Origin of the sequence: Kribbella sp. NPDC051952, assembly GCF_040680855.1 — a bacterium.
In the GTDB taxonomy this organism is placed as follows: Bacteria; Actinomycetota; Actinomycetes; order Propionibacteriales; family Kribbellaceae; genus Kribbella.
Window position 1 is genome coordinate 135,277 of sequence record NZ_JBFAXQ010000007.1, and the last position, 20,623, is coordinate 155,899.

The 20,623-nt window shown below is 68.6% G+C and carries 22 protein-coding genes; 6 read left to right on the plus strand and 16 right to left on the minus strand.

What is annotated here, in order from left to right; translation table 11 throughout:
* Positions 1–56 precede the first annotated feature (56 nt).
* The 8 genes from AB0L70_RS15750 to AB0L70_RS15785 form a co-directional block, all read right to left on the minus strand.
* Positions 57–1,325 (minus strand): sugar ABC transporter substrate-binding protein, encoded by a 1,269-nt coding sequence (locus tag AB0L70_RS15750; protein ID WP_363684378.1) that lies wholly within the window; start codon positions 1,323–1,325, stop codon positions 57–59.
* Positions 1,326–1,416: 91 nt separating this feature from the next.
* Positions 1,417–3,432 carry a hypothetical protein gene (locus AB0L70_RS15755; RefSeq protein WP_363684380.1) on the minus strand — a complete coding sequence of 672 codons (2,016 nt, stop codon included), beginning with the start codon at positions 3,430–3,432 and terminating at the stop codon, positions 1,417–1,419.
* Positions 3,433–3,582: 150 nt separating this feature from the next.
* A complete protein-coding gene (locus tag AB0L70_RS15760; RefSeq protein WP_363684382.1) occupies positions 3,583–4,173 on the minus strand; it encodes a hypothetical protein in 591 nt (196 codons plus the stop codon).
* On the minus strand, positions 4,170–5,324 hold the full coding sequence (locus AB0L70_RS15765) for an L-histidine N(alpha)-methyltransferase (RefSeq protein WP_363684384.1): 1,155 nt from the start codon (positions 5,322–5,324) through the stop codon (positions 4,170–4,172). Before AB0L70_RS15765 ends, AB0L70_RS15760 begins: the two co-directional genes overlap by 4 nt.
* A gap of 86 nt (positions 5,325–5,410) precedes the next feature.
* Positions 5,411–5,620, minus strand: coding sequence for a cold shock domain-containing protein (locus AB0L70_RS15770; protein ID WP_363684386.1), 210 nt, complete (start codon positions 5,618–5,620; stop codon positions 5,411–5,413).
* 65 nt (positions 5,621–5,685) lie between these two features.
* Positions 5,686–6,816, minus strand: coding sequence for a Cmx/CmrA family chloramphenicol efflux MFS transporter (locus tag AB0L70_RS15775; protein WP_363684388.1), 1,131 nt, complete (start codon positions 6,814–6,816; stop codon positions 5,686–5,688).
* A 114-nt stretch (positions 6,817–6,930) separates the two neighbouring features.
* On the minus strand, positions 6,931–7,122 hold the full coding sequence (locus AB0L70_RS15780; protein ID WP_363684390.1) for a hypothetical protein: 192 nt from the start codon (positions 7,120–7,122) through the stop codon (positions 6,931–6,933).
* Positions 7,119–8,471 (minus strand): PspC domain-containing protein, encoded by a 1,353-nt coding sequence (locus AB0L70_RS15785; protein WP_363684392.1) that lies wholly within the window; start codon positions 8,469–8,471, stop codon positions 7,119–7,121. Before AB0L70_RS15785 ends, AB0L70_RS15780 begins: the two co-directional genes overlap by 4 nt.
* A gap of 206 nt (positions 8,472–8,677) precedes the next feature.
* On the opposite strand from AB0L70_RS15785, the gene AB0L70_RS15790 reads away from it, so the two are divergent.
* From AB0L70_RS15790 to AB0L70_RS15800, 3 genes are all read left to right on the plus strand, one after another.
* Entirely contained in the window at positions 8,678–10,192 is a 1,515-nt protein-coding gene (locus AB0L70_RS15790; protein WP_363684394.1) for a PspC domain-containing protein, read from the plus strand.
* On the plus strand, positions 10,189–10,830 hold the full coding sequence (locus AB0L70_RS15795; RefSeq protein ID WP_363684396.1) for a response regulator transcription factor: 642 nt from the start codon (positions 10,189–10,191) through the stop codon (positions 10,828–10,830). Before AB0L70_RS15790 ends, AB0L70_RS15795 begins: the two co-directional genes overlap by 4 nt.
* Positions 10,831–10,947: 117 nt before the next feature.
* Positions 10,948–12,198 carry an aromatic acid/H+ symport family MFS transporter gene (locus tag AB0L70_RS15800; RefSeq protein WP_363684398.1) on the plus strand — a complete coding sequence of 417 codons (1,251 nt, stop codon included), beginning with the start codon at positions 10,948–10,950 and terminating at the stop codon, positions 12,196–12,198.
* Here AB0L70_RS15800 and AB0L70_RS15805 read toward each other — a convergent pair.
* Complete coding sequence (locus AB0L70_RS15805) at positions 12,118–12,912, minus strand: IclR family transcriptional regulator (RefSeq protein WP_363684400.1); 795 nt, start codon at positions 12,910–12,912, stop codon at positions 12,118–12,120. The genes AB0L70_RS15800 and AB0L70_RS15805 overlap by 81 nt on opposite strands.
* Before the next feature lie 79 nt (positions 12,913–12,991).
* Positions 12,992–13,234: a 30S ribosomal protein S18 gene (gene rpsR / locus AB0L70_RS15810; RefSeq protein WP_363684402.1), complete on the minus strand. Its 243-nt coding sequence runs from the start codon at positions 13,232–13,234 to the stop codon at positions 12,992–12,994.
* Between the two features lie 146 nt (positions 13,235–13,380).
* On the opposite strand from rpsR, the gene AB0L70_RS15815 reads away from it, so the two are divergent.
* Positions 13,381–14,703, plus strand: a complete 1,323-nt coding sequence (locus AB0L70_RS15815; RefSeq protein WP_363684404.1) for a C1 family peptidase — start codon at positions 13,381–13,383, stop codon at positions 14,701–14,703.
* Here AB0L70_RS15815 and AB0L70_RS15820 read toward each other — a convergent pair.
* Positions 14,700–15,431, minus strand: a complete 732-nt coding sequence (locus AB0L70_RS15820) for an alpha/beta hydrolase (protein ID WP_363684406.1) — start codon at positions 15,429–15,431, stop codon at positions 14,700–14,702. The two genes, AB0L70_RS15815 and AB0L70_RS15820, sit on opposite strands and share 4 nt — an antisense overlap.
* Positions 15,432–15,471: 40 nt before the next feature.
* Entirely contained in the window at positions 15,472–16,200 is a 729-nt protein-coding gene (locus tag AB0L70_RS15825) for a PIG-L deacetylase family protein (RefSeq protein WP_363684408.1), read from the minus strand.
* Between the two features lie 55 nt (positions 16,201–16,255).
* On the opposite strand from AB0L70_RS15825, the gene AB0L70_RS15830 reads away from it, so the two are divergent.
* Entirely contained in the window at positions 16,256–17,353 is a 1,098-nt protein-coding gene (locus tag AB0L70_RS15830; RefSeq protein ID WP_363684410.1) for a serine hydrolase domain-containing protein, read from the plus strand.
* An 89-nt stretch (positions 17,354–17,442) separates the two neighbouring features.
* On the opposite strand, the gene AB0L70_RS15835 is transcribed toward AB0L70_RS15830, so the two are convergent.
* Together AB0L70_RS15835 and AB0L70_RS15840 are read right to left on the minus strand one after the other, a co-directional pair.
* Positions 17,443–18,051, minus strand: coding sequence for an ATP-dependent Clp protease proteolytic subunit (locus AB0L70_RS15835; protein ID WP_363684412.1), 609 nt, complete (start codon positions 18,049–18,051; stop codon positions 17,443–17,445).
* On the minus strand, positions 18,048–18,644 hold the full coding sequence (locus AB0L70_RS15840; RefSeq protein ID WP_363684414.1) for an ATP-dependent Clp protease proteolytic subunit: 597 nt from the start codon (positions 18,642–18,644) through the stop codon (positions 18,048–18,050). Before AB0L70_RS15840 ends, AB0L70_RS15835 begins: the two co-directional genes overlap by 4 nt.
* Before the next feature lie 97 nt (positions 18,645–18,741).
* On the opposite strand from AB0L70_RS15840, the gene AB0L70_RS15845 reads away from it, so the two are divergent.
* Positions 18,742–19,119, plus strand: coding sequence for a hypothetical protein (locus tag AB0L70_RS15845; RefSeq protein ID WP_363684416.1), 378 nt, complete (start codon positions 18,742–18,744; stop codon positions 19,117–19,119).
* Here the strand turns inward: AB0L70_RS15845 and AB0L70_RS15850 are convergent.
* Together AB0L70_RS15850 and AB0L70_RS15855 are read right to left on the minus strand one after the other, a co-directional pair.
* The gene (locus tag AB0L70_RS15850) at positions 19,100–19,996 is read right to left on the minus strand and encodes a phospholipase (protein ID WP_363684418.1); all 897 of its coding nucleotides are present in this window, start codon (positions 19,994–19,996) and stop codon (positions 19,100–19,102) included. The genes AB0L70_RS15845 and AB0L70_RS15850 overlap by 20 nt on opposite strands.
* On the minus strand, positions 19,993–20,622 hold the full coding sequence (locus AB0L70_RS15855) for a class I SAM-dependent methyltransferase (protein ID WP_363684420.1): 630 nt from the start codon (positions 20,620–20,622) through the stop codon (positions 19,993–19,995). The genes AB0L70_RS15850 and AB0L70_RS15855 overlap by 4 nt, the downstream gene beginning before the upstream one ends.
* Between the last annotated feature and the right edge of the window lies 1 nt (position 20,623).

Below are 20,623 nucleotides of genomic sequence, written 5' to 3' on the forward strand. Positions count from 1 at the left end.
GGCGGCCACGGGTCCCGCCCGACCCGTGGCCTGGTCTGGTGTTTGGCGTGCGTTGGTCAACGTTGTCTCTCGAGGAGGTCGTTGGATTGTTTGGCGGCGTCGTCGAGGGCTTGTTGGGGTTGCTTCTTGCCGGTGAGGACGGCCTGGATCTCGGTGCTGAGGAAGGACATCACCTGGCGGGCGGACGGGTTCGCCTCACCGGGGAACGCGTACTGGAGTGCGTCGGCGAACCTGGTCGCGTTCGCGTCGGTCGTCGGCGGCTTCGCTCCGGCGAGCGGGGTGAAGAACCCGGACGCCTTGCTCAGCCCTTCCAACTGCGCCGGCTGCATCATGAACGACAGGAACTTCTTCGCCGCGTCCTTGTTCTCCGACGCCGCGTTCAGCACGAGCCCACCGGGAATGCCGTACCCGACCTGCTTCTTACCGGTCAGCGGCGCGCCGAGCTCGACGTTCGCGGCACCCCAGGTCTTCGCGACGGTGGCGGCGTCGGCCGGCGTGGCCGTCATCGCCATCGCGACCTGACCCTTGCCGAACGGCTGGTCCGCGACCTTGTTCCCGTTGCTCAGACCGCTCTTCGGGATATCGCCCTGGTCCCAGAGCGTCTTCAGGAAGGTCAGCGCCTCCAGACCCGGAGCCTGGTTGAACGCGACCGACTTGCCGTCGTCCGCGAACACCTTCCCGCCCGCCTGCCAGAGCAGAGGGTAGAAGTTCAGGTTGAGCGTCGCCTCTGGTGAGGCGGAATAGTCCAGCGTGGAGAACCCAGCCGCCTTGATCTTCGGCGCGGCCGCCTTGATCTCGTCCCAGGTCTCCGGCGGCTTGCTGATCCCGGCCTTGGTCAGAACCGTCTTGTTGTACATGGCCGTGGTGACCGTGTGATAGATCGGCGCACCGTAGACCTTGCCGTCCACGGTCAGACCAGGAACCGCGGCCGGCAGGAACTTGTCCTTCTCCGGCGTGACGATGTCGTCGATCGGCTCGAGCGACCCGTTGGCGACGTACTGCGGGATCTGGTCCGGGATCATCAGCAGGACGTCCGGGCCCTTCTTGCCGGAGAACGCGGCCGCGATCTTCTGCTCCCGGGCGTCCCAGGTCTGGGCCTCCATCTTCAGGTCGACCCCGGAGTTGGCCGCCTCGAAGTCGGTCTCGACCTTCTTCCAGTAGGCGTCACTTGTCGCCTGGTCACCGATCACCGGATACATCCAGAGGGTGACGGTCTTCTTGGCCGTGTCCGAGGCGTCGTCCGAGCCGCCGCCGCACGAGGAGAGTGCGGCGGCCAGTACGAGCGCCGTGAGTGGTGCCGCGATGCGGCGGACAGTGGATCTCATTGCCACCCCCAGGGTGTCCGGAAGTCAGGGCCGGAAAGTAGGAGACCGAATAACGGTCAGGACCGAAAGTAGCCGGGGTGAATTTCGGCTGTCAACGGCTGATATCAACTCGGAACAGCTCGGAGCCGCTGGTGAGCAGCAGCTGGTGATCTCCACGGACGCCGAGCCGCCGGTGTGCGTGCTCGACGAACAGCGTCGGGACCTGCTTCTTCCCCGGCGCGATCCGGTAGATCTTGTTCAGGTCGATGCTCACGTAGACCGCCTCCCGGGTCGCGACGATGTCGCCGCTCGAGGTCGTGGTCCCGAGTACGAAGGACCTGACCACCTTGCCCGACTTCGGGTCCACCGCGAACACGGTCTTGCCGGCCACGCCCCAGAGCAGCCCGTCCGGGCCGATCGTCACCGACGAAACCGTGGCCGCACCCGGCACGGGAACGGTCTCCCAGAGCTTCTTGGCCTTCTTAACGTCCCACGCGAACACGGTGCCCGCATCCCGGGTCGGCGGTGTGGTCGCGAGTCCGCCGACGATCGACGTACCGCCGTAGACGATGCCGCGGCGGGCGGTCAGGCCGAAGACGCTCTCGTCCTGGACCACGTTGCGGTACTTCTGCGCCGTTCCGGTCTTCGGGTCGTAGATGACCAGCGCGCCGCCGAGCCGGTCTCCGTCGGGTACGGTGCCGACCGCGATCTTCCCGTTCACCTCGGCCAGCGCCCGGGCCCGGGTCTGGAGCAGGTCCGTCTTGAGGTTGAGCGCCAGCGTCGGGTTGTCCGGCGTACCGGGCGGTCCGGGGGAGTACTCCGGGCTGCTCCAGGGCTTGGTCAGGTCGTAGGAGTACAGCCGGGCCTCGGGGTAGGCGCCGATCCACAGTTTGCCGTCGGACCCCTCCATCAGGGCCTCGACCTGCGAGAACCGATTGAAGGTGGATGCGCCGGTGGTCGGGTTGACCACGGACACGCCGCCGTTGAGGAAGCCACCGGCGTAGATGTTGTCCTTCCCGCCGGCCACGGACAGGATCTCGATCGGCTCGCGGCGTACCTGGGTCTGGAAGATCTCGGACTTGCCGGTCTGCGGGTTGTACCGGAACTCCTCGCCGCGCCAGAGGGTCCCGACCACGCTCGTGCCCGGGTAGTCGGGCAGGCCGAGCTCGGCGTACCCGATCGCGCGGGCGTTCTGGATCCGGCCGGTGAAGGTCAGGCCGGTCCCGGTCAGGGTCTTGGTGGCCGGGTCGTACTTCTTCAGCTCACTGGCCTGGATCAGGTACAGCGATCCGTCCGCACCGACCGGGGAGATGTCGAGGCCGTGCGCGTTCGGGATCTCGTCGACCCACGTGCGCGAGGCGATGTCCCAGACGTACAGCGGACCTGGGAACGCAGTGCTGACCCGGGCGTACACCCGGCCGCCGCGGGCGTTCAGGTCGTAGACGACCTTGTCCGCCGGGTCGCCGAGCCCCGGTGGTGACGGGAGTTCGGTGATCGCGCCGGTGGTGGCGTCGACCTCCATGATGTGCGCGTCGGGCAGTGAGCCCGTATAGATCTTGCCGTCCGCGTAGTCGATGCTCTTGACGTACGTCTGGCCCGGTTTGACCGTGCCGTAGTCGCGGACGGCGCCGGTCTTGTCGTCGTACCGGAACACCTTGCCGTTCGGGAAGGTGCCGCCGTACACGTTGCCCTGGTCGTCGGTCGTGATGCGCCAGATGAAGGTCTCACTGGCGATCGGCCGGCCGAGATCCTCGACGGTGCCGCCGGGGCGGAGGCGGTAGAGGTGGCCGTTGTTGTACGTGCCGACGTAGATCGTGCCGTCCGGCGTCGCGGCGACCGCGTAACTGCCGTCGGCGCCGGGGAGCGCCGCGGAGAGCAGGCTCGCGCCGGTGGCCGGGTCGATGGCGTTCAGGTACGCCGGACTGCCGGTCGAGACGTTCCAGATCGCCGCCTTCCCGTTCGGGCCGGGTGCGACGGTGCCTCCGATCAGGAGTACATCGGACAACGGGGTGCCGAGCGAGACGAGCGTTCCGGTCGGTGGGTGATGAGAAGCCTGGGCGGGCGTGGTCAGGGTGGTGACGAGAACGGCGGCGAGTACCACCGTGATGAGCGAGCGGGCAGATCGCATCCGATGCCTCCGGGGGTGCCGTATTTACGGTCCTGTCCGAAAGTGAAGCCCTCACGGTGTCGCCAAGTCAACCACTCACGCGGATTTGCTCCTACTGACAGCGAATGCTCCAGTTACGGCCTCAGCCGTAAGAGTTCGTTGGCGCAGCCGCTAGGGCGTGGGGAGTCGGGTCAGCAGGTTCTCGAGCATCGCGCGGGTGGCCGCGAAGTAGCTGTTCTCCCGATGCAGAGCCCGGTGGAACGCCTCCAGCTCGGCCGACGAGATCGTGTTCGAGAACGTGCTGATCTCGGTCAGGTCGAGGCGGCGGTTGAACAGGTGCACGGTGTCCCGCCAGCGGTGCAGCAGATCGACCAGCTCGGCGTCGCGATGCAGCCCGAGCGCGCCCGAGACCAGCGCGAGGTCGACCGCGGACACGACCAGCCGCGGGTACACCTGCCGGGTGGTCGGCGCCTTCGGCGAGAACCGCTCGTCGCCCAGCAGCCGCGTGTTCTCCTGCAACTCGTTCGCTACCGCCCGGAGCACCTCCGTACGCCGTTCTGCCTCAGCGGTCAGCCGTTCCACGAAGATGCCGGTCAGGCCTGCGACCAGCGTCAGCGAGTTGACGGCCGGTTCCCAGCGGGCGTTGTTGGGCGAGATGAACCAGATCACGCCCAGTACGAACGCCAGCGCGAGCAGCCCGTAGCTGACCGCGGTCACGACAGTTCGCCGGTACGCCGTCCAGCGCGCGACGGCTGAGGTCATGTCGACCAGATGTCGTCGGCGAGGGTGGTGGCGGTGGTGCCGTCGACGGTGCCGGGCGCGAGCAGGAGCAGGTCGAGGCCGAATGGGCTCGGCCTGCGGGCGTACTTGAAGACCGAGTGCGCGTGCTCGATCGGGGTCAGCTCGCAGGCGGTGGTGAGCTTCTTCAGCCGCTCGGTGGAGAACTTCCGGGTGGTGTAGAGCAGGATCGTGTCCTCCGGGTCGAGCACGACCTCGGTGTGGTCGGGCAGGCCCATCACGATCGGCTCACCGGTGTTGTTCTGCCAGACGATCTTCACCCGGAGGGCGTCGTCGGTCTCGACCTCGCCGCGGAAGTCGATCCGGTCGTTGTCGATGGTCAGGTCGGTGTTGTAGCGCAGCGCGCTGGTGACGAACTCGGCGAAGGCCCGGGTCTGGTGGTACTCGTCGGCGGCCGCCTTCGCCGCCTCCTGGTCCAGGCTGCTCGTGGTCGCGACCTCGAGCAGCAGCCGGTCCTGCGGACGCAGCACCCGGGTCAGCGTGCTGAGCAGCTCCTCGTCGCTCTCGAAGTTGGCCAGCGTGTTGCCGGTCAGCGTGAACAGGATCGGGTCCTTGCCGACCAGCCGGGCCAGCATCTGGCCGAGCTCGTCGATGTTGTCGGCGATCGAGAAGTCGAGCTGGACCGGCAGCACCTGCGACATCGGGAACCGGGCGCCCCGGACGGGCTCGAGTGTGCCCATCCGGAGCATCTCCGAGCTCATGTCGACCGGGATGTAGAACATGTCCCGCTTGTTCCGGCGCAGGTCACCGAGGATCGTGCGGTCCTTCACGCCGGTGCCGACACCGAGGCTGACCAGGTGGAAGCCGCCGTTCACGACATGCGGGAGCACCTTGCGCCAGTGCCGCAGGAACGACTCCGCGCCGGCCTTCATGACCAGGTAGAACGGGTCGTTGGTGGCGTTCGCCCAGGCGATCGTCGGGCCGATGCCCCAGTACGAGAACCCCGAGGTGATCTGCTTGCCGTCGCCGGTCTTCGAGTACGGTCCGCGCAGGTCACCGGTGAGCGTGGCGAGCTTGTCGGTCTGGTCCTCGCCGACGAGCAGCAGCGACCAGGCGAAGTCGTCGTCGGTCAGCGCCTGCTCGAGCTTGCGGATCACATGTACCGGCTCTGTCACGTACCCACCCCTCACACGGTGAGACGACAGGTTATCGGTTGCCGACGCTCCGTGCCGACCGGAAACCTGGGTACGCCGGGGTGGCGTCAGACCGGGGTGACGGTGTCCGCCTCGCGGCCCTTCGGACCGTCGACGATCTGGAACTCGACCGGCTGGCCGTCCTCCAGCGTCTTGTACCCGTCGGAGACGATCTTGCTCCAGTGGACGAACACGTCGTCGACGTCGTCCGGGCCGTCGACAGCCAGGAAACCGTAGCCCTTGTCGGCGTTGAACCACTTCACGGTGCCGCGCACCATTACAAACTCCTCGACCACGGGACCCGCTTGACCAGGACCCCTCCGGTACTTCGCGGTCCACAAGCCTATCCGAGCCGGGCCCGGCGCAGACCGGCCGTCCCAAAGCAGAGCGCCGTACCGACCAAGGCGGCGCTGACCCACAGTGGCGCCCGGTACCCGCCCTGATCGATGCCCAGACCACCGATCACCGGGCCCACCGCGGCACCGACGTTCAAGGCCGCGGTGGCCAATCCACCGGCCAGGACCGGGGAGTCCGAGCCGGCGTACAGGGCGTACGCGATCAGCGTGGATCCGACGGCGAACGAGAGCCCGCCCTGGAGGAAGACCAGTACGACGGTTGCCGCCGGCACGGACGCGGTGAGCGCGAACGCGCACCACCCGAGCAACAAGATGCCACCAGCAACGAAGACCGGGCGGTGGCGGCGACGATCGGCGTACCGGCCGGCGATCGTGACGCCGGCGAACGAGCCGAGACCGAAGAGGGCCAGCAGCAACGGAACCCAGGCCGCCCGCAGCCCGGTCACCTCGGTCAGCACCGGCGCGAGGTAGGTGAACGAGCAGAAGGTCGCGCCGTTGACGAGGGCACCGAGCAGCAGCAGTACGACGAGACCGCGGCTGATCCTGAGTCCGGCAAGGGCCGCCGGGCCGGTCATCCGCGCGGGGACCGACCGGAGGATCGCAATCAAGGCCGGGAGCGAGATGATCGCGACCGCCCAGAACGCGGACCGCCACCCGAGGTGCTGCCCGAGCAGAGCACCCGCAGGTACGCCGACGATGCAGGCGAGCGTCGTACCGCCGAGGAGGACGGACGTGGCGCGGCCCTTGGCGTCGGGGCGGACCAGGCTGGTGGCGGCGGCGAGTGCGATCGCCAGGAACCCGGCGTTCGCGAGGGCGGCGAGGACCCGCGTCAGCAGCAGGATCGTGAAGCTGGTGGTGAGGGCTCCAAGCACGTGCACGACCAGGAAGACCGTGAGCGTGATCAGCAAGGTGCGTCGTCGGGGCCAGCGGGCGCCGAGGACGGCGATCGCCGGGGCGCCGGCGATCATGCCGAGCGCGAACGCCGAGGTGAGCCAGCCGGCGGTGGGGATCGAGACGCCCAGGTCCTGGGCGATGGCCGGGCCGAGCCCGGAGAGCATGAATTCGGAGGTTGCCTGGGCGAACACGGCCAGGCCGAGCAGGTACAGCACGAAAGGCATGAAGGTACTCCCGTGAACCATCGATGGAATGAGTCATCGGTGGTTACGGTCTGTCGGCCTCCGGGCTGGACATGCGGGCGAGTCTAGGAAACGGCGTACGCCCGGTCGAGCAAATTAACTGCGGTGGGACGCGGCCAGGCCGATCACGCCGGCGGTGACCAGGAGCAGGGCGCCGGTGACGCCCAGGTCGTCGGTCTGCAGGACGCCGTTGTCGTTCAGCATCCAGATGGTGGCGGCGCCGGTCAGGATGGTGCCGGCGACGACACCCGGTACGTCGGGCTTGGCTCTCTTCTGAGGCTGCTTCATCCGCGTTCCACCTTGATGCTGCCTAGTCGCAGGTCCAGGTCCAGGGTGACCTTCTGCGGGCCTGCCTTGCCGTCGGGGCCGAGGTCGTTGACGTTCAGTTCGGCATTATGGCCGCCCTTGTGCTGGTTCAGCCAGGCCACGTCACCGGTCTTCGCCGTCAACTGGCCGATGACGTCCACGTTCTCCGGCACCTTGACGATGATCTCGCCGACCCCGCCGTGGACGTCGACCTTGGCGTCCGGAGCGAATGTCGCCTTGGTCAGGTCCAGCGTCACCGACCCGACGTCGAACTGGTAGCTCGTCCCGGTCGCACTGATCATCTGACCGACCGGCGCGACGTAGTTGGTGTCGGCGACGTTGCGCGGCACGCTCGGGAAGACGGTGCTTGCGATTGCCCCGATCGCGAGCAGGATGCCCAGCGGAAGCAAGGCGAGCGTACGACCGACGAAGCCACCGAGCAGCATGCCGGCGCCGAGCGTACCCAGGCCGATGACCAGCATGGTCGCCGTGGTGGCACCCGCGAGCGCGGCGATCCCGATCGCCAGGCCAGTCAGTACGACGACGATCGACTTGATCCCACGGACACCCTTCGCGGGCGGTTCGGCGGTCCTGGTCCGCGTCGGCGTTGCGGCCGCCGGCGGCTCGTCGACGTACAGGCCGAGGGGGTCGTCCTCGGTCCACACAGCCTGGACCGGTTCGACGGTGCGGTCCTGTGGTCGCTGCGGGGCCGAGGACGCCGGGCCCGTCGGGGGAACTGACGGGCCGGTCGGAGGGGCCGTGTACGCCGAGGTCGTCGGCTCGCCGGCCGTGGGCGAGGTGTCCTGCGGGCGGCCGGTCCAGTTGGTGCCCTGGCCGGTCCAGTTCATGCCTTGCCCGGTCCAGTTCGGGCCCTCGCCGCCGTTCTGGCCGCGACGCCGCTCGCCGCCCTTGCGCTGCTTGGCGATCACGAAGATGATCGCGAGCACGATCAGTGGGCCGGGAACGAACCGGCCGAAGTCGAACGACGACATCATCGCGATCGCGGCGAAGACACAGACGCCGATCACGATCGGCCACAGCCACGGGTGGTCGGGCCGGACCCGGTCGCCGAGCAGACCCTGCGCGGCCGAGCGCTCGCTGCCCTCGTCGGGCATCAGCACCCAGGCGGCGATGTAGAAGATGATGCCCGGGCCGCTGATGATGAGCACGGCCATCACCACGCGGATCAGGACCGGGTCGATGTTCAGCGTGCGGCCGATACCGCCGCACACGCCGGCCACCCACCGGTCCGACCGGCTCCGCTGCCAGCTCTGCATGTTCTGCAGGCGGCCGCGGTCGAACCCACCGGGTCCACTCTGGTTCTGCTCCATGACATCGATACTGACCTGCCGGCAGCCGCGATCACATCGGGGATCCCCCCTGAGCACCCCGGAGTCCGCGGCCGCAGCGGTCAGGCGGAGCGGTCCGGTCGGGGTTCTCCCCGAGGAGACCCTGACCCCGGGTGAGCGGGTGCTGAGGAGTCGGCCGGGGACAAGCCTGCTGGTGTCGGCCCGGTCGGCATGTGACGATCGTAGTGATGAGCCAGCCAGCAGCCGCGCCTCCGGGCGGGTCCTCCGCGAACGGAGCCCCGGCCGGTGCAGGCACGCCTGGGACCGGCGAGTGGCAGTACAAGGGCTGGGGCCCGCAAGGCCCGAAGCAGTACCAAGGACCGTACGCCGCCTACGCCAGCCGGATGCGGGCACAACAGGCGGGCAACGGCGCCATACCGCCCGGTCAAGCCACACCGCCCGGCCCGGCTGGTCAGCCACGGCCGGCGCTCGACCCACCGCCTGTCCGTCGCGCGTACCGCCGTACCGAGGGACGGGTCATCGCGGGAGTCGCGGGCGGGATCGCGGATCACCTGGGTGTGTCCGACACGGTCGTCCGGCTGGTGCTGATCGCGACCACGGTCTTCGGCGGTTTCGGCGTACTGATCTATGCGGCGTTGTGGTTCCTGATGCCGCTGGCTCCGGCGACACTGCCGGCCGCGCCTGGGCTGGCAGCGCACACGCGGAGCGGTCTGCGCTCGGACGAGCCGTCTCCGCCGGTGGCCGAGGCCAAGGCGCGGAAGCGGGAGAAGAGCCGCGGTCAGGTCACTGCCCTGGTGGCGATCGGGATCGGGGCACTGATCCTGCTGCAGGTCGCCGGACTGGGCGTCGCCGGGAAGCTGTTCTGGCCGCTGGTGTTCGCGGCCACCGGTCTGGCGCTGATCTGGCGACAGGCCGACGAGAGCCAGAAGCAGCAGTGGGCTCGCGATGTGCGGGTCCCGATTCTTGGCGTCGTACTGGGCAAGGGCGGCTGGAAGTCGCTGGTCCGGATCGCGGTCGGCCTGATCCTGCTCGGGACCGCGGTCACCGTGTTCCTGGTCCAGAACGGCCGGCTCTCGATGGTTGGCGACGTACTGGTGGCATTGCTCCTCGCCGTCGTCGGCCTCGGCGTGATCGCCGGCCCTTGGGTGCACCGGCTGACCCGGGACCTGAACAACGAGCGTGCCGAGCGGGCCCGGTCCGAGGAGCGCGCCGACATGGCCGCGCACCTGCACGACTCGGTGCTGCAGACGCTGGCGCTGATCCAGAAGCAGGCCGACGACCCGCGCGCCGTCACCCGGCTGGCGCGATCGCAGGAGCGCGAACTGCGGTCCTGGCTGTACGACGAGGACGACAAGACCGACCAGACTCTCGCCGGAGCCGCCAAGCGCGCTGCCGCCGAGGTCGAGGACTCGCACGGCGTACCGGTCGAGGTGGTCACGGTCGGCGACTGCGACCTGACCGAGGGGCTGTCCGCGATGGTCCGGGCCGCGCGGGAATCGATGGTGAACTCGGCCAAACACTCCGGAGCTGCGAAGATCGACGTGTTCGTCGAGGTGGACGGGGACCGGGCCGAGATGTTCGTCCGGGACCGCGGCAAGGGATTCGATGTCGACGGTGTGCCGGACGACCGGCTCGGGCTGCGGCACAGTGTGATGGGCAGGATGGAACGGCACGGCGGCCGCGCAACAGTGCGGTCCGATCCGGAGACGGGGACCGAAGTGCGACTGGAGATGGACAGATGAGCAGCAGGCGCGTTGTCGTCATCGATGACCACGACATGTTCCGGGCCGGGGTGCGTAGCGAGATCGGCGCCTCGGTCGACATCGTCGGGGAGGGCTCCGACGTCGACTCCGCGGTCAAGGCGATCGTCGGCAATGAACCCGACGTCGTACTGCTGGACGTCCACCTGCCCGGTGGCGGCGGCACCGAGGTGATGAAGCAGGTCCACCAGCGGCACCCGGAGGTCAAGTTCCTGGCGCTCTCGGTGTCGGACGCGGCCGAGGACGTGATCGGCGTGATCCGGGCCGGCGCCCGCGGGTACGTCACCAAGAACATCAGCGGCACCGAGCTGATCGACGCGATCAACCGGGTCGCCGAAGGGGATGCGGTCTTCTCGCCGCGGCTGGCCGGCTTCGTGCTGGACGCGTTCTCGGGTGCCATCGACATCGCCTCGGTCGACGAGGACCTGGACCGGCTCTCCCAGCGTGAGCGCGAGGTACTGCGGCTGATCGCGCGCGGCTACGCCTACAAGGAGGTCGCCCGCGAGCTCTTCATCTCGGTGAAGACGGTCGAGACGCACGTGTCGTCCGTACTGCGGAAGCTCCAGCTCTCCAACCGGCACGAGCTGACCCGCTGGGCGACGGACCGCCGCCTCGTCTGACGCAGCCTGACGCTCGACCTTCCGGCTACTGGAAGGTGGGGTAGTCGGGCGTGAGCCCGTGCAGGACCTTCGGGGGACCGGGTGGGACCGCCCCGCCCCCGGAGCGGAGGTTTCCGCATGGAGTTGGTCGAAGGGCGCCGGTGGGTGCGGCCGCTGTGCTGGAGTGCGGTGCTGCTGGACGGGTTCGATCTGGTCGTACTGGGGACGATCACACCCGTTCTGTTGAGCGGGAAGGTCTGGGGTTACACGCCGGACAAGGCTGCGACGGTGGCGACCGTCGGGCTGGTCGGGATGACGATCGGCGCGCTGCTGATCGGGACCGTGACGGATGTGATCGGGCGACGGCGGGCCTTGCTGGTCGCGGTTTCGTCGTTCTCCGTCTTCACGTTGCTGTGCGCGTTCGCGCCCTCGGTGGAAGTCTTCGGGCTGCTCAGATTCCTGGCCGGGCTGGGACTCGGCGGGTGTTTGCCGACGGCAATCACCTTGGTGACCGAGCATTCGCCACGGGGACGCAACGGTGGGCCTACCACGCTGATCATGACCGGCTACCACGTCGGCGCCGTACTCACGGCCTTGCTCGGGATCCTGGTGATCCCGTCGCTCGGCTGGCGGGCGATGTTCGTGATCGGCGCCGCGCCGGCGCTCGTACTCTTCCCGCTGATGCTCCGCCACCTGCCGGAATCGCCCGTTTTCAAGGGGGATCGGCCCGGTCTCGACGCGGTGAAGTCGTTGCTCCGGCCCGGCTTCCGCCGGCCGACGCTCGCGTTCTGGATCACGTCGTTCATGGGTCTGCTGCTCGTCTACGGCCTCAACACCTGGCTGCCGCAGATCATGCGCGAGGCCGGCTACCCACTCGGTGCCGCGCTCAGTCTCCTGCTGGTGCTCAACGCCGGCGCGGTCGTCGGGCTGCTCGTCGCCGGTCGGATCGCCGACAAGGTCCCGATGCGCCCGGTCACGCTGGGCTGGTTCGCCGGCGCGACCATCACCCTCGCGCTTCTCAGCATCCGCCTACCCGCTCCGGTCTTGTACGTCGTGGTCCTGCTGGCCGGCTGTTTCGTTTTCGCGGCCCAGGTGCTCGTCTACGCGTACGTCGGTCGCGTCTACTCGGCGGACAACCGCGCGACCGGCCTCGGCTGGACCGCCGGCGTCGGCCGGCTCGGTGCGATCGCCGGCCCGATCCTCGGCGGCGCACTGCTGTCCGCGGGCCTGGCCTTCCCGTGGGGCTTCTACGCCTTCGCCTTCGTCGGACTGCTCGGAGCGATCGCGGTCAGCCTGGTCGAGCGGGTCTCAGTTCGGTTGCCAGGGGAGCGACGTACGGCGGACCGACTTGGGAAGACCGGAAGCACTGGGAGCGCCGAGCACGCGTGACATGCCCCGGGCGGCAGCCCGGATCAACGGGACCAGGGTGAGCGGGTCGTACTGGCCGTACGGAACGACTGTGGACACGGCGGCCGCGACCCGGTCGTCGGCGCCGTACACGGGAGCCGCGACCGACAGGCTGATCTCCTCGATCGCCCGGCTGCTGATCACGTACCCGTCCCGCCGGATGTCCGCGAGCCGGCGCCGCAACTGCTCACCGTCGGCGACCGTGTGCCGGGTGAACCGCTGCAGCGGGCCGGCGATCACGCTCTCCTGCAACTCCCGATCGGCGTGGGCCAGCAACACCAGGCCCACGCCGGTCGCGTGCAAGGGCAACCGGCCGCCGACCCGGGTGAACACGTGCACCGCACCACGGCCGGAGATCCGCTCCAGGAACACGGCGTCGGCACCGTCGAGTACGGCGAGCTGCGCATGCTGGCGGGTTGCCTCGAAGACGTCCTCGAGGAACGGCATCGCGAGCTCACGCAGCCCGAGGCCACGCGGGGCCAATGCCGCGAGCTCCCACAGCCACAGGCCGATCCGGTAGCGGCCGTCCTCGTCCCGCTCCAGCGCACCGCCCTGCAGCAGTTCGTGGACGAGCCGGTGGGCGGTGGTGAGCGGCAGCCCGGAGCGACGGCTGATCTCCGACAGGGTCTGGGACGGCGTGCGGTGACTGAAGGTGCGCAACACCGTCAGTAGTCGCGAGCTCACACTGGCCGTCATCCCGGCAGTATGGCCCGCCTTCCACTCAGCGGAAACCGCAGCCTTCCGTCCAATGGAAGATCAGTCATCTATCGGAAGGTCAGCGGCTGGACGACGTGTAGGGGAGCAGGGCCATCTCGCGAGCGTTCTTGATCGCCCGGGCGATCTGCGACTGCTGCTGCACCGACAGCCCGGTCACCCGGCGGGACCGGATCTTGCCCCGGTCGGAGATGAACTTCCGCAGCAGCGCGGTGTCCTTGTAGTCGATGTAGGTGATGCCGTCGCGGTCCAGCGGGTTCTGCTTCGGCTTGCGCTTTCCGGTCGGGGCCGGGCGTCGAGGCATGGCCACCGCCACCTCTCGTCTCTGTTGAATGTCGTTTTCATCTAGCCTAACGCAAGGGCTCGTTGGTGGCGGGTTGTGGACAGGGCATTGATGCGCCACCCCGGTAGGGCGATGCGGGCTTGGTCGCTGTTATACCGTCGACTGCTATGGAGCGGAATCTCACAGCCGAACAGCTCGCGCTCTTCGAGAAGGAGTTCGCGTCGAACCCGCAGTACCGGGTGATGCAGAACGCCGTCACGCAGACGCCGGTCAATACCATCGCCCTGGATCGCCAGGTCGTCACCTCGCTCGACCATTCGGTGTCGAACCTGCTGGACGACTGGAAGGTGACCAATCAGAAGAAGAGCGGCAGGTGCTGGCTCTTCGCCGGGCTGAACCTGCTCCGCGTCGGCGCGGCCGGCAAGCTCGGCGTCAAGGACTTCGAGTTCTCCCAGAACTACCTGCTGTTCTGGGACAAGTTCGAGCGCTCGAACTTCTTCCTCGAGGCGATCATCGAGACCGCGGACCGTGACGCCGACGACCGGACGGTCGCGCACCTGCTGTCCGACCCGATCGGTGACGGCGGCCAGTGGAACATGTTCGTCGCGCTGGTCCAGAAGCACGGCCTGGTGCCGAAGTCGGCGATGCCGGAGACCGAGAGCTCGTCCGCGACCGCACAGATGAACGACATCCTGCGCAAGCTGCTTCGCCAGGGCGCCCGCGACCTGCGTGCGCTCGAGGGCACCGAGGCGCGGCGCGACCGCAAGCAGGAGATCCTGACCACCGTGCACCGGGTGCTGAGCATCCACCTGGGCACGCCGCCGCAGAAGTTCCTGTGGCAGTGGAAGGACACCGACAAGGCCTTCCACCGCGACGGCTGGACCACGCCGGCCGAGTTCGCCGCGGCGTACGTCCAGCTGCCCGTCGACGAGTACGTCTGCCTCGTGCACGACCCCCGGGAGAGCAGCCCGGTCGGCAAGACCTTCACCGTCGACTACCTGGGCAACGTCATCGACGCCCCGCCGGTGGTCTACCTGAACGTCGAGGTCGACCTGATGAAGCAGCTCACCCAGGACGCGATCGTCTCCGGTGAGCCGGTCTGGTTCGGGTGCGACGTCGGCAAGCAGATGAACGGCGACCTCGGCTACTGGGACGCCAAGCTGTACGACTACGGCTCCGTCTACGACACCGAGTTCACGCTGGACAAGGCCGACCGCCTGGTCCACCACGAGACCCTGATGACGCACGCGATGCTGTTCACCGGTGTCGACGTGGTGGACGGCCAGGCGCGGCGCTGGCGGGTCGAGAACAGCTGGGGTGACGAGAAGGCCGACAGCGGCTTCTGGACCATGAACGACTCGTGGTTCGGCGAGCACGTCTTCGAGGTCGCCGTACGCCGTTCCGCCCTGCCGGCCGAGCTCCGGGCCCGTCTCGACGAGGAGCCCATCGTTCTGCCGGCCTGGGACCCGATGGGCGCCCTGGCGGACTAGAGGATCAGTCGTAGCGCTTCGGCAGGACGCTCGAGGGTCGGCAGGTGGCCGGCCCACGGGAGCTCGATCCGCTCGGCGTTAGGCAGTCGTTCGTACAGGTACGTCGCGCAGTCGGCGAAGAACTGGAAGTCGTGCGCACCCGTGATCAGTCGCACGGGTGCCGCGATCTTCTCCGGCTCGACGGCGTACTCCTCGTTCTCGACGTCACCCGCGGGGATCTGTAGCTCGTAGGCCCGCTTCTGCATGGCCCGGAGCAGCTCGCGGGCCTCGTCATCCGCGTCCGGACCGATCCACTTCTGCACTGTCAGGTCGGCGGCGCCGTCCACGTCGCCGGCCTCGACCAGCCGGTTCTCCTCGGCCCACACCGCGCGGAGGTCGTCGGTCGGTACGACGTGGTCCGTCGGCGCACAGATCAGTACGAGCCGGTTGAACCGCCCCGGCTCCCGGCTCGCCGCCTGCTGTACGACGTACCCGCCGTACGACGCCCCGACCGAGGCGACGCTGTCCACGCCGAGCTCGTCGAGCACGGCCAGGAGATCACCGGCGTCCGAGTACTTGGCGCCGACCTCCAGCGGAGTCTCGCCGTACCCGCGCAGATCCACCGTGATCACGCGGTGGTCCGCCTTCAACTCGTCGACCTGGCGGGCCCACATCCGCGCGTCCGCCACACCGGCGTGCACCAGCAGAACCGCGGGCCCGTCGCCAACCACCGCATGAGTAATCGTCATGCCCGCACCCTGACGGGTCCGGCGTACACCTGCAAAGGAATTAGTCCCGCCTGATGACGGTGAAGTCCTCGGCGTAGTGGTTCGGGGGAAGACCGGCAGCGGTGGCGACCTGGGCGAAGTGGGCCCGGATTCCGGTGCGGAGGCCGTCAGGATCGCGGTGCTGGCTGGTGTGGCAGAACAACGCTGCCAGCTTCTGGTCGAAGGTGTCGGTGATGTCGACGTAGTGGTTGACCTCCGGGTGATCCATCATCCAGAGCTCGCCGACGTCCCAGGCCTCCTCGTCCAGGTCCGGGTACGCGTACGGGTTGCCGGACGCCGGGTAGAACGCCTGGACTGTGGCCTCCGCCGCGGCCAGGTGGTCGGGGTGCGACACCTGCAGCCGCGACCACACCCGCTCCGGGGACTGCGTCAGCAAGCGCTGCGGACGGACCGCCCGGATCACCCGGCTGATGTCGCGGACCAGCGCGAGCGTCGGCTCGAGCGCACCGTCCATGTAACCGAGGAAGTGCAGGTCCCGGACGCCGACCTGCTGGGCGGCCGCGGTCTGCTCGGCCCGGCGTACGGCGGGAATCTCGGCCCGGTCCCGATCCGGCTCGAAACCGCCCGCCTGACCGTCGGTGACGATGCAGTACTGCACCTCCAGGCCGGCCTTGGTCCACCCCGCGACCGTGCCGGCGCCGCCGAAGTCGATGTCGTCCGGGTGGGCGACCACGACCAGTACTCGCTCGATCTCGCTGTCCGGTCGCGGATTTCCCTCAGGCACGGTCACGCGCTCGACCCTAACTGCTTGGTCTGACCGGGCAAGCTGGTTTCAGGGAGGGTCGATGGAATTCGGTGGCGCGTGCGAACCGCAGGACGTCGGGCTGGATGCCGACCGCCTCCGCGAGGCCGTCCGGCTCGTCGAGAAGCGCGGCTCGATCGCGCAGCTCTGTGTGATCCGCGACGGGCACGTGGTCGTCGACCGCTCCTTCGGATGTGCGCCGAACGCGTTGTTCTGGATCTTCTCCGCGAGCAAGCCGTACGTCGCGATCGTGATCCATCAACTGGTCGAGGCCGGTCGGCTCCACCTGGACGACGCGGTGGCGGCGTACTGGCCGGAGTTCGCGCAGAACGGCAAGCGGGAGATCACCGTCCGCGAGGTGCTGCGGCACCGGTCCGGCGTGTCCAGCGCCGGCTCGTACCTGGGTGATGCCAGAGCCATGGCCGACTGGGACCGGTCGCTCCGGCGGATCGAGGAGACCAGTCCAGGACGGCCGATCGGCACGGTGGCCTACAGCCCATTGGCCTACGGGTTCATCCTCGGTGAGGTCGCCTACCGCTGCAGCGGGCAGCCGATCGAGGAGCTCGTACGTCGTGCAGTCCTCGAACCGCTCGCGGTCACGGACACCTACCTCGGACTGCCCGCCGACCAGTGGGACCGGCACGTTCCGGTACGTATGGGCGGACCGGCCGGACCCTTCTTCCAGTCCGTCTTGAACCGGCGCAGTACCCGCGCGGCCGTCGTACCGGCGGCTGGGATCTCCGCCACCGCACGGGACCTGGCTGCGCTGTACCTGGCCCTGTTGCAAGATGGAGTCGGGCCGGCCGGTCGGGTGTTGCGGCCGGAGTCGCTGGCGATCGCGCTCGAGCCGAGCAGCGAGGGCGAGCTGGATCCGGTCGCGCGGGCGCCGATCCGGTGGTCGCAGGGGTTCCAGCTCGGTGGACCGCGCTGGCTCGAGGGCGCGGTGAGCTCACTCGGGGCAACGAGCAGCCCGCGGGCGTTCGGCCACAACGGCAGCAATTGCTGCATCGGCTGGGCCGACCCGGACCGGCGGATCGCCTACGCCTACCTGACCAACCGCCTCGGCCGCCCGCGGACCGCCCTCGCTCACCACGCCGCCGTCGCCGACGCCGTCCTCGCCGCCGCCAACGACAGGACGTAGTCCCTCGATCGGCCCGGATTCCGGTCCGATCAGCCCTCAGCGGCGACTACCTCCTGTCCTTAGGCGACCTGTCCTTGGGCGAACTGGCCTCAGCTGAAGGCAGGGAGCTGTACCCGCTCGGCGATCACCTCGTCGACGATGCCGTACTCCTTCGCGCCCGCCGCGCTCAGCACGTGGTCGCGGTCGGTGTCGTGCCGCAGCCGTTCGACCGTCTGACCGGTGTGCCGCGCCAGGATCTCCTCCACCTGACCCCGGACCCGGACGACCTCATCCGCCTGCAGGATCAGGTCCGGGATCGTGCCCTGACCACGTGCGGCCGGCTGGTGCAAGACCACCCGGGCATGCGGCAGGATCGCGCGCCGTCCGGGCTCGCCCGCGGCGAGCAGGACCGCCCCGGCCGAGATCGCCTGGCCGATGCCGCGGGTCGCGATCGGCGACCGGATGAACCGCATCGTGTCGTAGATCGCGAGCATCGCGGTCATGTCGCCGCCCTCGCAGTTGATGCAGAGCTCGATCTCCTGCTCCGGCTTGTCCGTCTCCAGGTGCAGCAGCTGCGCGATCACCGCGTTCGCGACGCCGGCGTCGATCGCCGTACCGATGTAGATGATCCGCTCGCTGAGCAGATGCGAGTAGACGTCCATGATCCGCTCGCCGCGTGGTGAGTTGGCGATGACGTTGGGGATCGTGTAGCTGCTCATGCTGCCACCTTCGGTGCGGGCATCACCTGGTTGAACGACTCGACGATGTGGTCGATGAAGCCGTACTGACGGGCCTCTTCGGCGGTGTACCAGTGGTCGTGCCGGGAGTCCTCGTGCACGGTGTCGAACGACTGGCCGGTGTCCTCGGCGATGAGGGCCAGCACGGTGTCGCGGATGTGCCGCAGGTCGTTCGCCTGGATCTCGATCTCCACGGCCGACCCACCGATGCCGGCCGAGCCCTGGTGCATCAGCACCCTCGCGTGCCGCAGGGCGTAACGCTTGCCCGGGGCACCGGCCGACAGCAGGAACTGCCCGGCACTGCAGGCCAGTCCGATCGCCAGCGTCGACACGTCGCACGGCACCAGCCGCATCACGTCCCGGATCGCCAGCATCGACGGCACCGAGCCGCCGAGCGAGTGGATCCACAGCGCGATGTCGGCGTCCGGGTCCTCGGCGGCCAGGGTCAGGATCTGGGTCGCGAGCAAGGTCCCGTTGTCGTCGTCGAGCGTTCCGTCCAGTACGACGATCCGCTGCCCGAGCAACCGCTGCCGGGCCGACTCGTTGAACAGCGGTGGTTTGTTGTCTTCTGCCATGTCATCCACCTTGACCGGACAGACCCCACCGACCCCAGCTTTTCTGCTGACGGCAAGTCTGCCCACAGCGGACAAGCTCGTATGACAGGCTCTGCGGGTGAATGTGAGTGACAACGCGATCCTGGTGGCGGACGACCTGTCGGATCAGGAACGCACCCTGCTCGAACTGACCGCCACCCCGGCCGCGACCCTGCTCGGCGCGGTCTCGATGATCCTGCGGACCACGCTGTTCAGTGAGGACCCGGCCGCCTGGGTCGACATGTGGCAGGCCCGCCCGGACCTGGCCCGGGTCGAGTGGATGGACGGCCCCGAGCTCACGAGTGTGGTCGCGCATCTGGCCGCGAAGGACTACGAAGGCACGATCGAAGGCGTCCCCGGTCTCCGGATCACTTCGTGCGACGACAACTCCGCGAAGATGCTCTGGCTAGGTGCCAGCACTCCGGTTGTGCTTCAGCTCACTCGCCAGCTGTCCTGAGTGTTCCCTTCAGCCGACCGGCGAAATCGGCCGGGAAGGTGTGGCCGAGACCGGGCACCCGCTCGATCGTGCAGCCGAACGCGGTCAGCCGCTCCTCGGCATCGGCCACGACCTCGAGCAGGTCGTCCTCGGTGCCGATCCAGATCGTTGCTGGTGACAACTTTCCCGACGCAGCGGTCGGCAGCTCACGCAGTGCGGGCGCCATCAGCAGCGCACCGGCGGGCTGCGTCGGCCGCGCGGTCAACGCCCAGTCCAGCGCTGCGCGGGCACCAGCGGAGAAGCCGGCCGCGATGATCGGTACGCCGGTCAGTTCGTCCGGCAGCTCGCCCAGCGCACGGGTGATGTCGCCGATCGCTTTCTCCCGATCCGGCCAGGTCCGGTACTTCGGTGACATCCGCTGCGACGACTCCACGCAGACCAGCGCATAACCGAGCTCCAGCACCCCGGTCCAGTCCCGTCGGGCGTGGGACGCGCCCTGACCCGCGCCGTGCAACGCCACCACCACACCGGCCAGCGGGATGACGGGGACCTCGACCAGGGCTGGTGCCGGGTCCTCCTCGACTCGCCCTCGTGACACCTCGACCAACTGCTTGAACTCCGGGCGGTCCTGCAGTGCGGCCAGATCGTCGTCGTCGGTCAGGATCGACGGATCCCACCACGAGCCGGTCGCACTCGCGTCTTGCAGGGTCTGCAGCGCCGCATCGGCCTCTCCGGAAGCACCTAGCAGGCAGGCCTCCAGGTGGGCCAGCTCCGCGGTCCAGGCCTCCAGGCCGTCACGTTCGGTCGCGAGCAGGCCGAGTGCCCCGCGGAGGTTGCCCTCGTTGTAGAGCAGCTCGACGGTGTCGACGAGAGCGTCGTACCGGGTTTCAAGGATCATGAGGCCTCCGATCGGATTGCGCGGCCGAGGATGTGTGGTGCGGCCGGGTTGAAGCCGGTGGGTGGGAAGTCGAAGCGGTCGAGGTCCGTGATGGTGAACGCGGCCGCGGTGATGGCCGCGGCGGTGTCGCGGTGCAGGTGGCACCCGCCGGCCAGCGGTGGATAGATGGTCGCGTCCAGTGCCTTCTGTACGGACGCCATCCGGCCGGCGGCGGCGACATGTTCGTAGAACCGGAGCTCGCCGCCAGGACGTAGTATCCGAAATGCCTCAGCCAATGCGACGGCCTGATCGGGGACCGAGCAGAGGACCAGGGACGTCACTACCGCGTCGACGGAGTCACTCTCGAGCGGCAGACGGTCGGCCGTGCCGTTCACGACCTCGACCCGGACGGGTGCTTTGACTGCCTGTTGTTCGGCCTTGCTGCGGAGATAAGGCTCCGGCTCGACGGCGATCACGCTCGTCACCTCGACCGGGTAGTGCGCGAAGTTCCCGCCGTCCCCGGCGCCGACCTCGACGACCTGCCCGGTCAGCCCGGCCAGCAGTCGCCGCCGATGCTCCGCCGCGCCGTGATCGTCCATCTGCGGACGCACCCGGGCGTAAATCCGCGCGAACACCGGATGTCTCATG

What these genes read in the sequence shown, in the direction of transcription:
- AB0L70_RS15815 (WP_363684404.1), top strand. Translation starts at nt 13,381, where the DNA reads ATGGAGCGGAATCTCACAGCCGAACAGCTCGCGCTCTTCGAGAAGGAG.
- AB0L70_RS15790 (WP_363684394.1), top strand. Translation starts at nt 8,678, where the DNA reads ATGAGCCAGCCAGCAGCCGCGCCTCCGGGCGGGTCCTCCGCGAACGGA.
- AB0L70_RS15840 (WP_363684414.1), bottom strand. Translation starts at nt 18,644, where the DNA reads ATGGCAGAAGACAACAAACCACCGCTGTTCAACGAGTCGGCCCGGCAG.
- AB0L70_RS15835 (WP_363684412.1), bottom strand. Translation starts at nt 18,051, where the DNA reads ATGAGCAGCTACACGATCCCCAACGTCATCGCCAACTCACCACGCGGC.
- AB0L70_RS15785 (WP_363684392.1), bottom strand. Translation starts at nt 8,471, where the DNA reads ATGGAGCAGAACCAGAGTGGACCCGGTGGGTTCGACCGCGGCCGCCTG.
- AB0L70_RS15780 (WP_363684390.1), bottom strand. Translation starts at nt 7,122, where the DNA reads ATGAAGCAGCCTCAGAAGAGAGCCAAGCCCGACGTACCGGGTGTCGTC.
- AB0L70_RS15800 (WP_363684398.1), top strand. Translation starts at nt 10,948, where the DNA reads ATGGAGTTGGTCGAAGGGCGCCGGTGGGTGCGGCCGCTGTGCTGGAGT.
- AB0L70_RS15775 (WP_363684388.1), bottom strand. Translation starts at nt 6,816, where the DNA reads ATGCCTTTCGTGCTGTACCTGCTCGGCCTGGCCGTGTTCGCCCAGGCA.
- AB0L70_RS15830 (WP_363684410.1), top strand. Translation starts at nt 16,256, where the DNA reads ATGGAATTCGGTGGCGCGTGCGAACCGCAGGACGTCGGGCTGGATGCC.
- AB0L70_RS15760 (WP_363684382.1), bottom strand. Translation starts at nt 4,173, where the DNA reads ATGACCTCAGCCGTCGCGCGCTGGACGGCGTACCGGCGAACTGTCGTG.
- AB0L70_RS15805 (WP_363684400.1), bottom strand. Translation starts at nt 12,912, where the DNA reads ATGACGGCCAGTGTGAGCTCGCGACTACTGACGGTGTTGCGCACCTTC.
- AB0L70_RS15850 (WP_363684418.1), bottom strand. Translation starts at nt 19,996, where the DNA reads ATGATCCTTGAAACCCGGTACGACGCTCTCGTCGACACCGTCGAGCTG.
- AB0L70_RS15755 (WP_363684380.1), bottom strand. Translation starts at nt 3,432, where the DNA reads ATGCGATCTGCCCGCTCGCTCATCACGGTGGTACTCGCCGCCGTTCTC.
- AB0L70_RS15855 (WP_363684420.1), bottom strand. Translation starts at nt 20,622, where the DNA reads ATGAGACATCCGGTGTTCGCGCGGATTTACGCCCGGGTGCGTCCGCAG.
- AB0L70_RS15820 (WP_363684406.1), bottom strand. Translation starts at nt 15,431, where the DNA reads ATGACGATTACTCATGCGGTGGTTGGCGACGGGCCCGCGGTTCTGCTG.
- AB0L70_RS15795 (WP_363684396.1), top strand. Translation starts at nt 10,189, where the DNA reads ATGAGCAGCAGGCGCGTTGTCGTCATCGATGACCACGACATGTTCCGG.
- rpsR (WP_363684402.1), bottom strand. Translation starts at nt 13,234, where the DNA reads ATGCCTCGACGCCCGGCCCCGACCGGAAAGCGCAAGCCGAAGCAGAAC.
- AB0L70_RS15770 (WP_363684386.1), bottom strand. Translation starts at nt 5,620, where the DNA reads ATGGTGCGCGGCACCGTGAAGTGGTTCAACGCCGACAAGGGCTACGGT.
- AB0L70_RS15750 (WP_363684378.1), bottom strand. Translation starts at nt 1,325, where the DNA reads ATGAGATCCACTGTCCGCCGCATCGCGGCACCACTCACGGCGCTCGTA.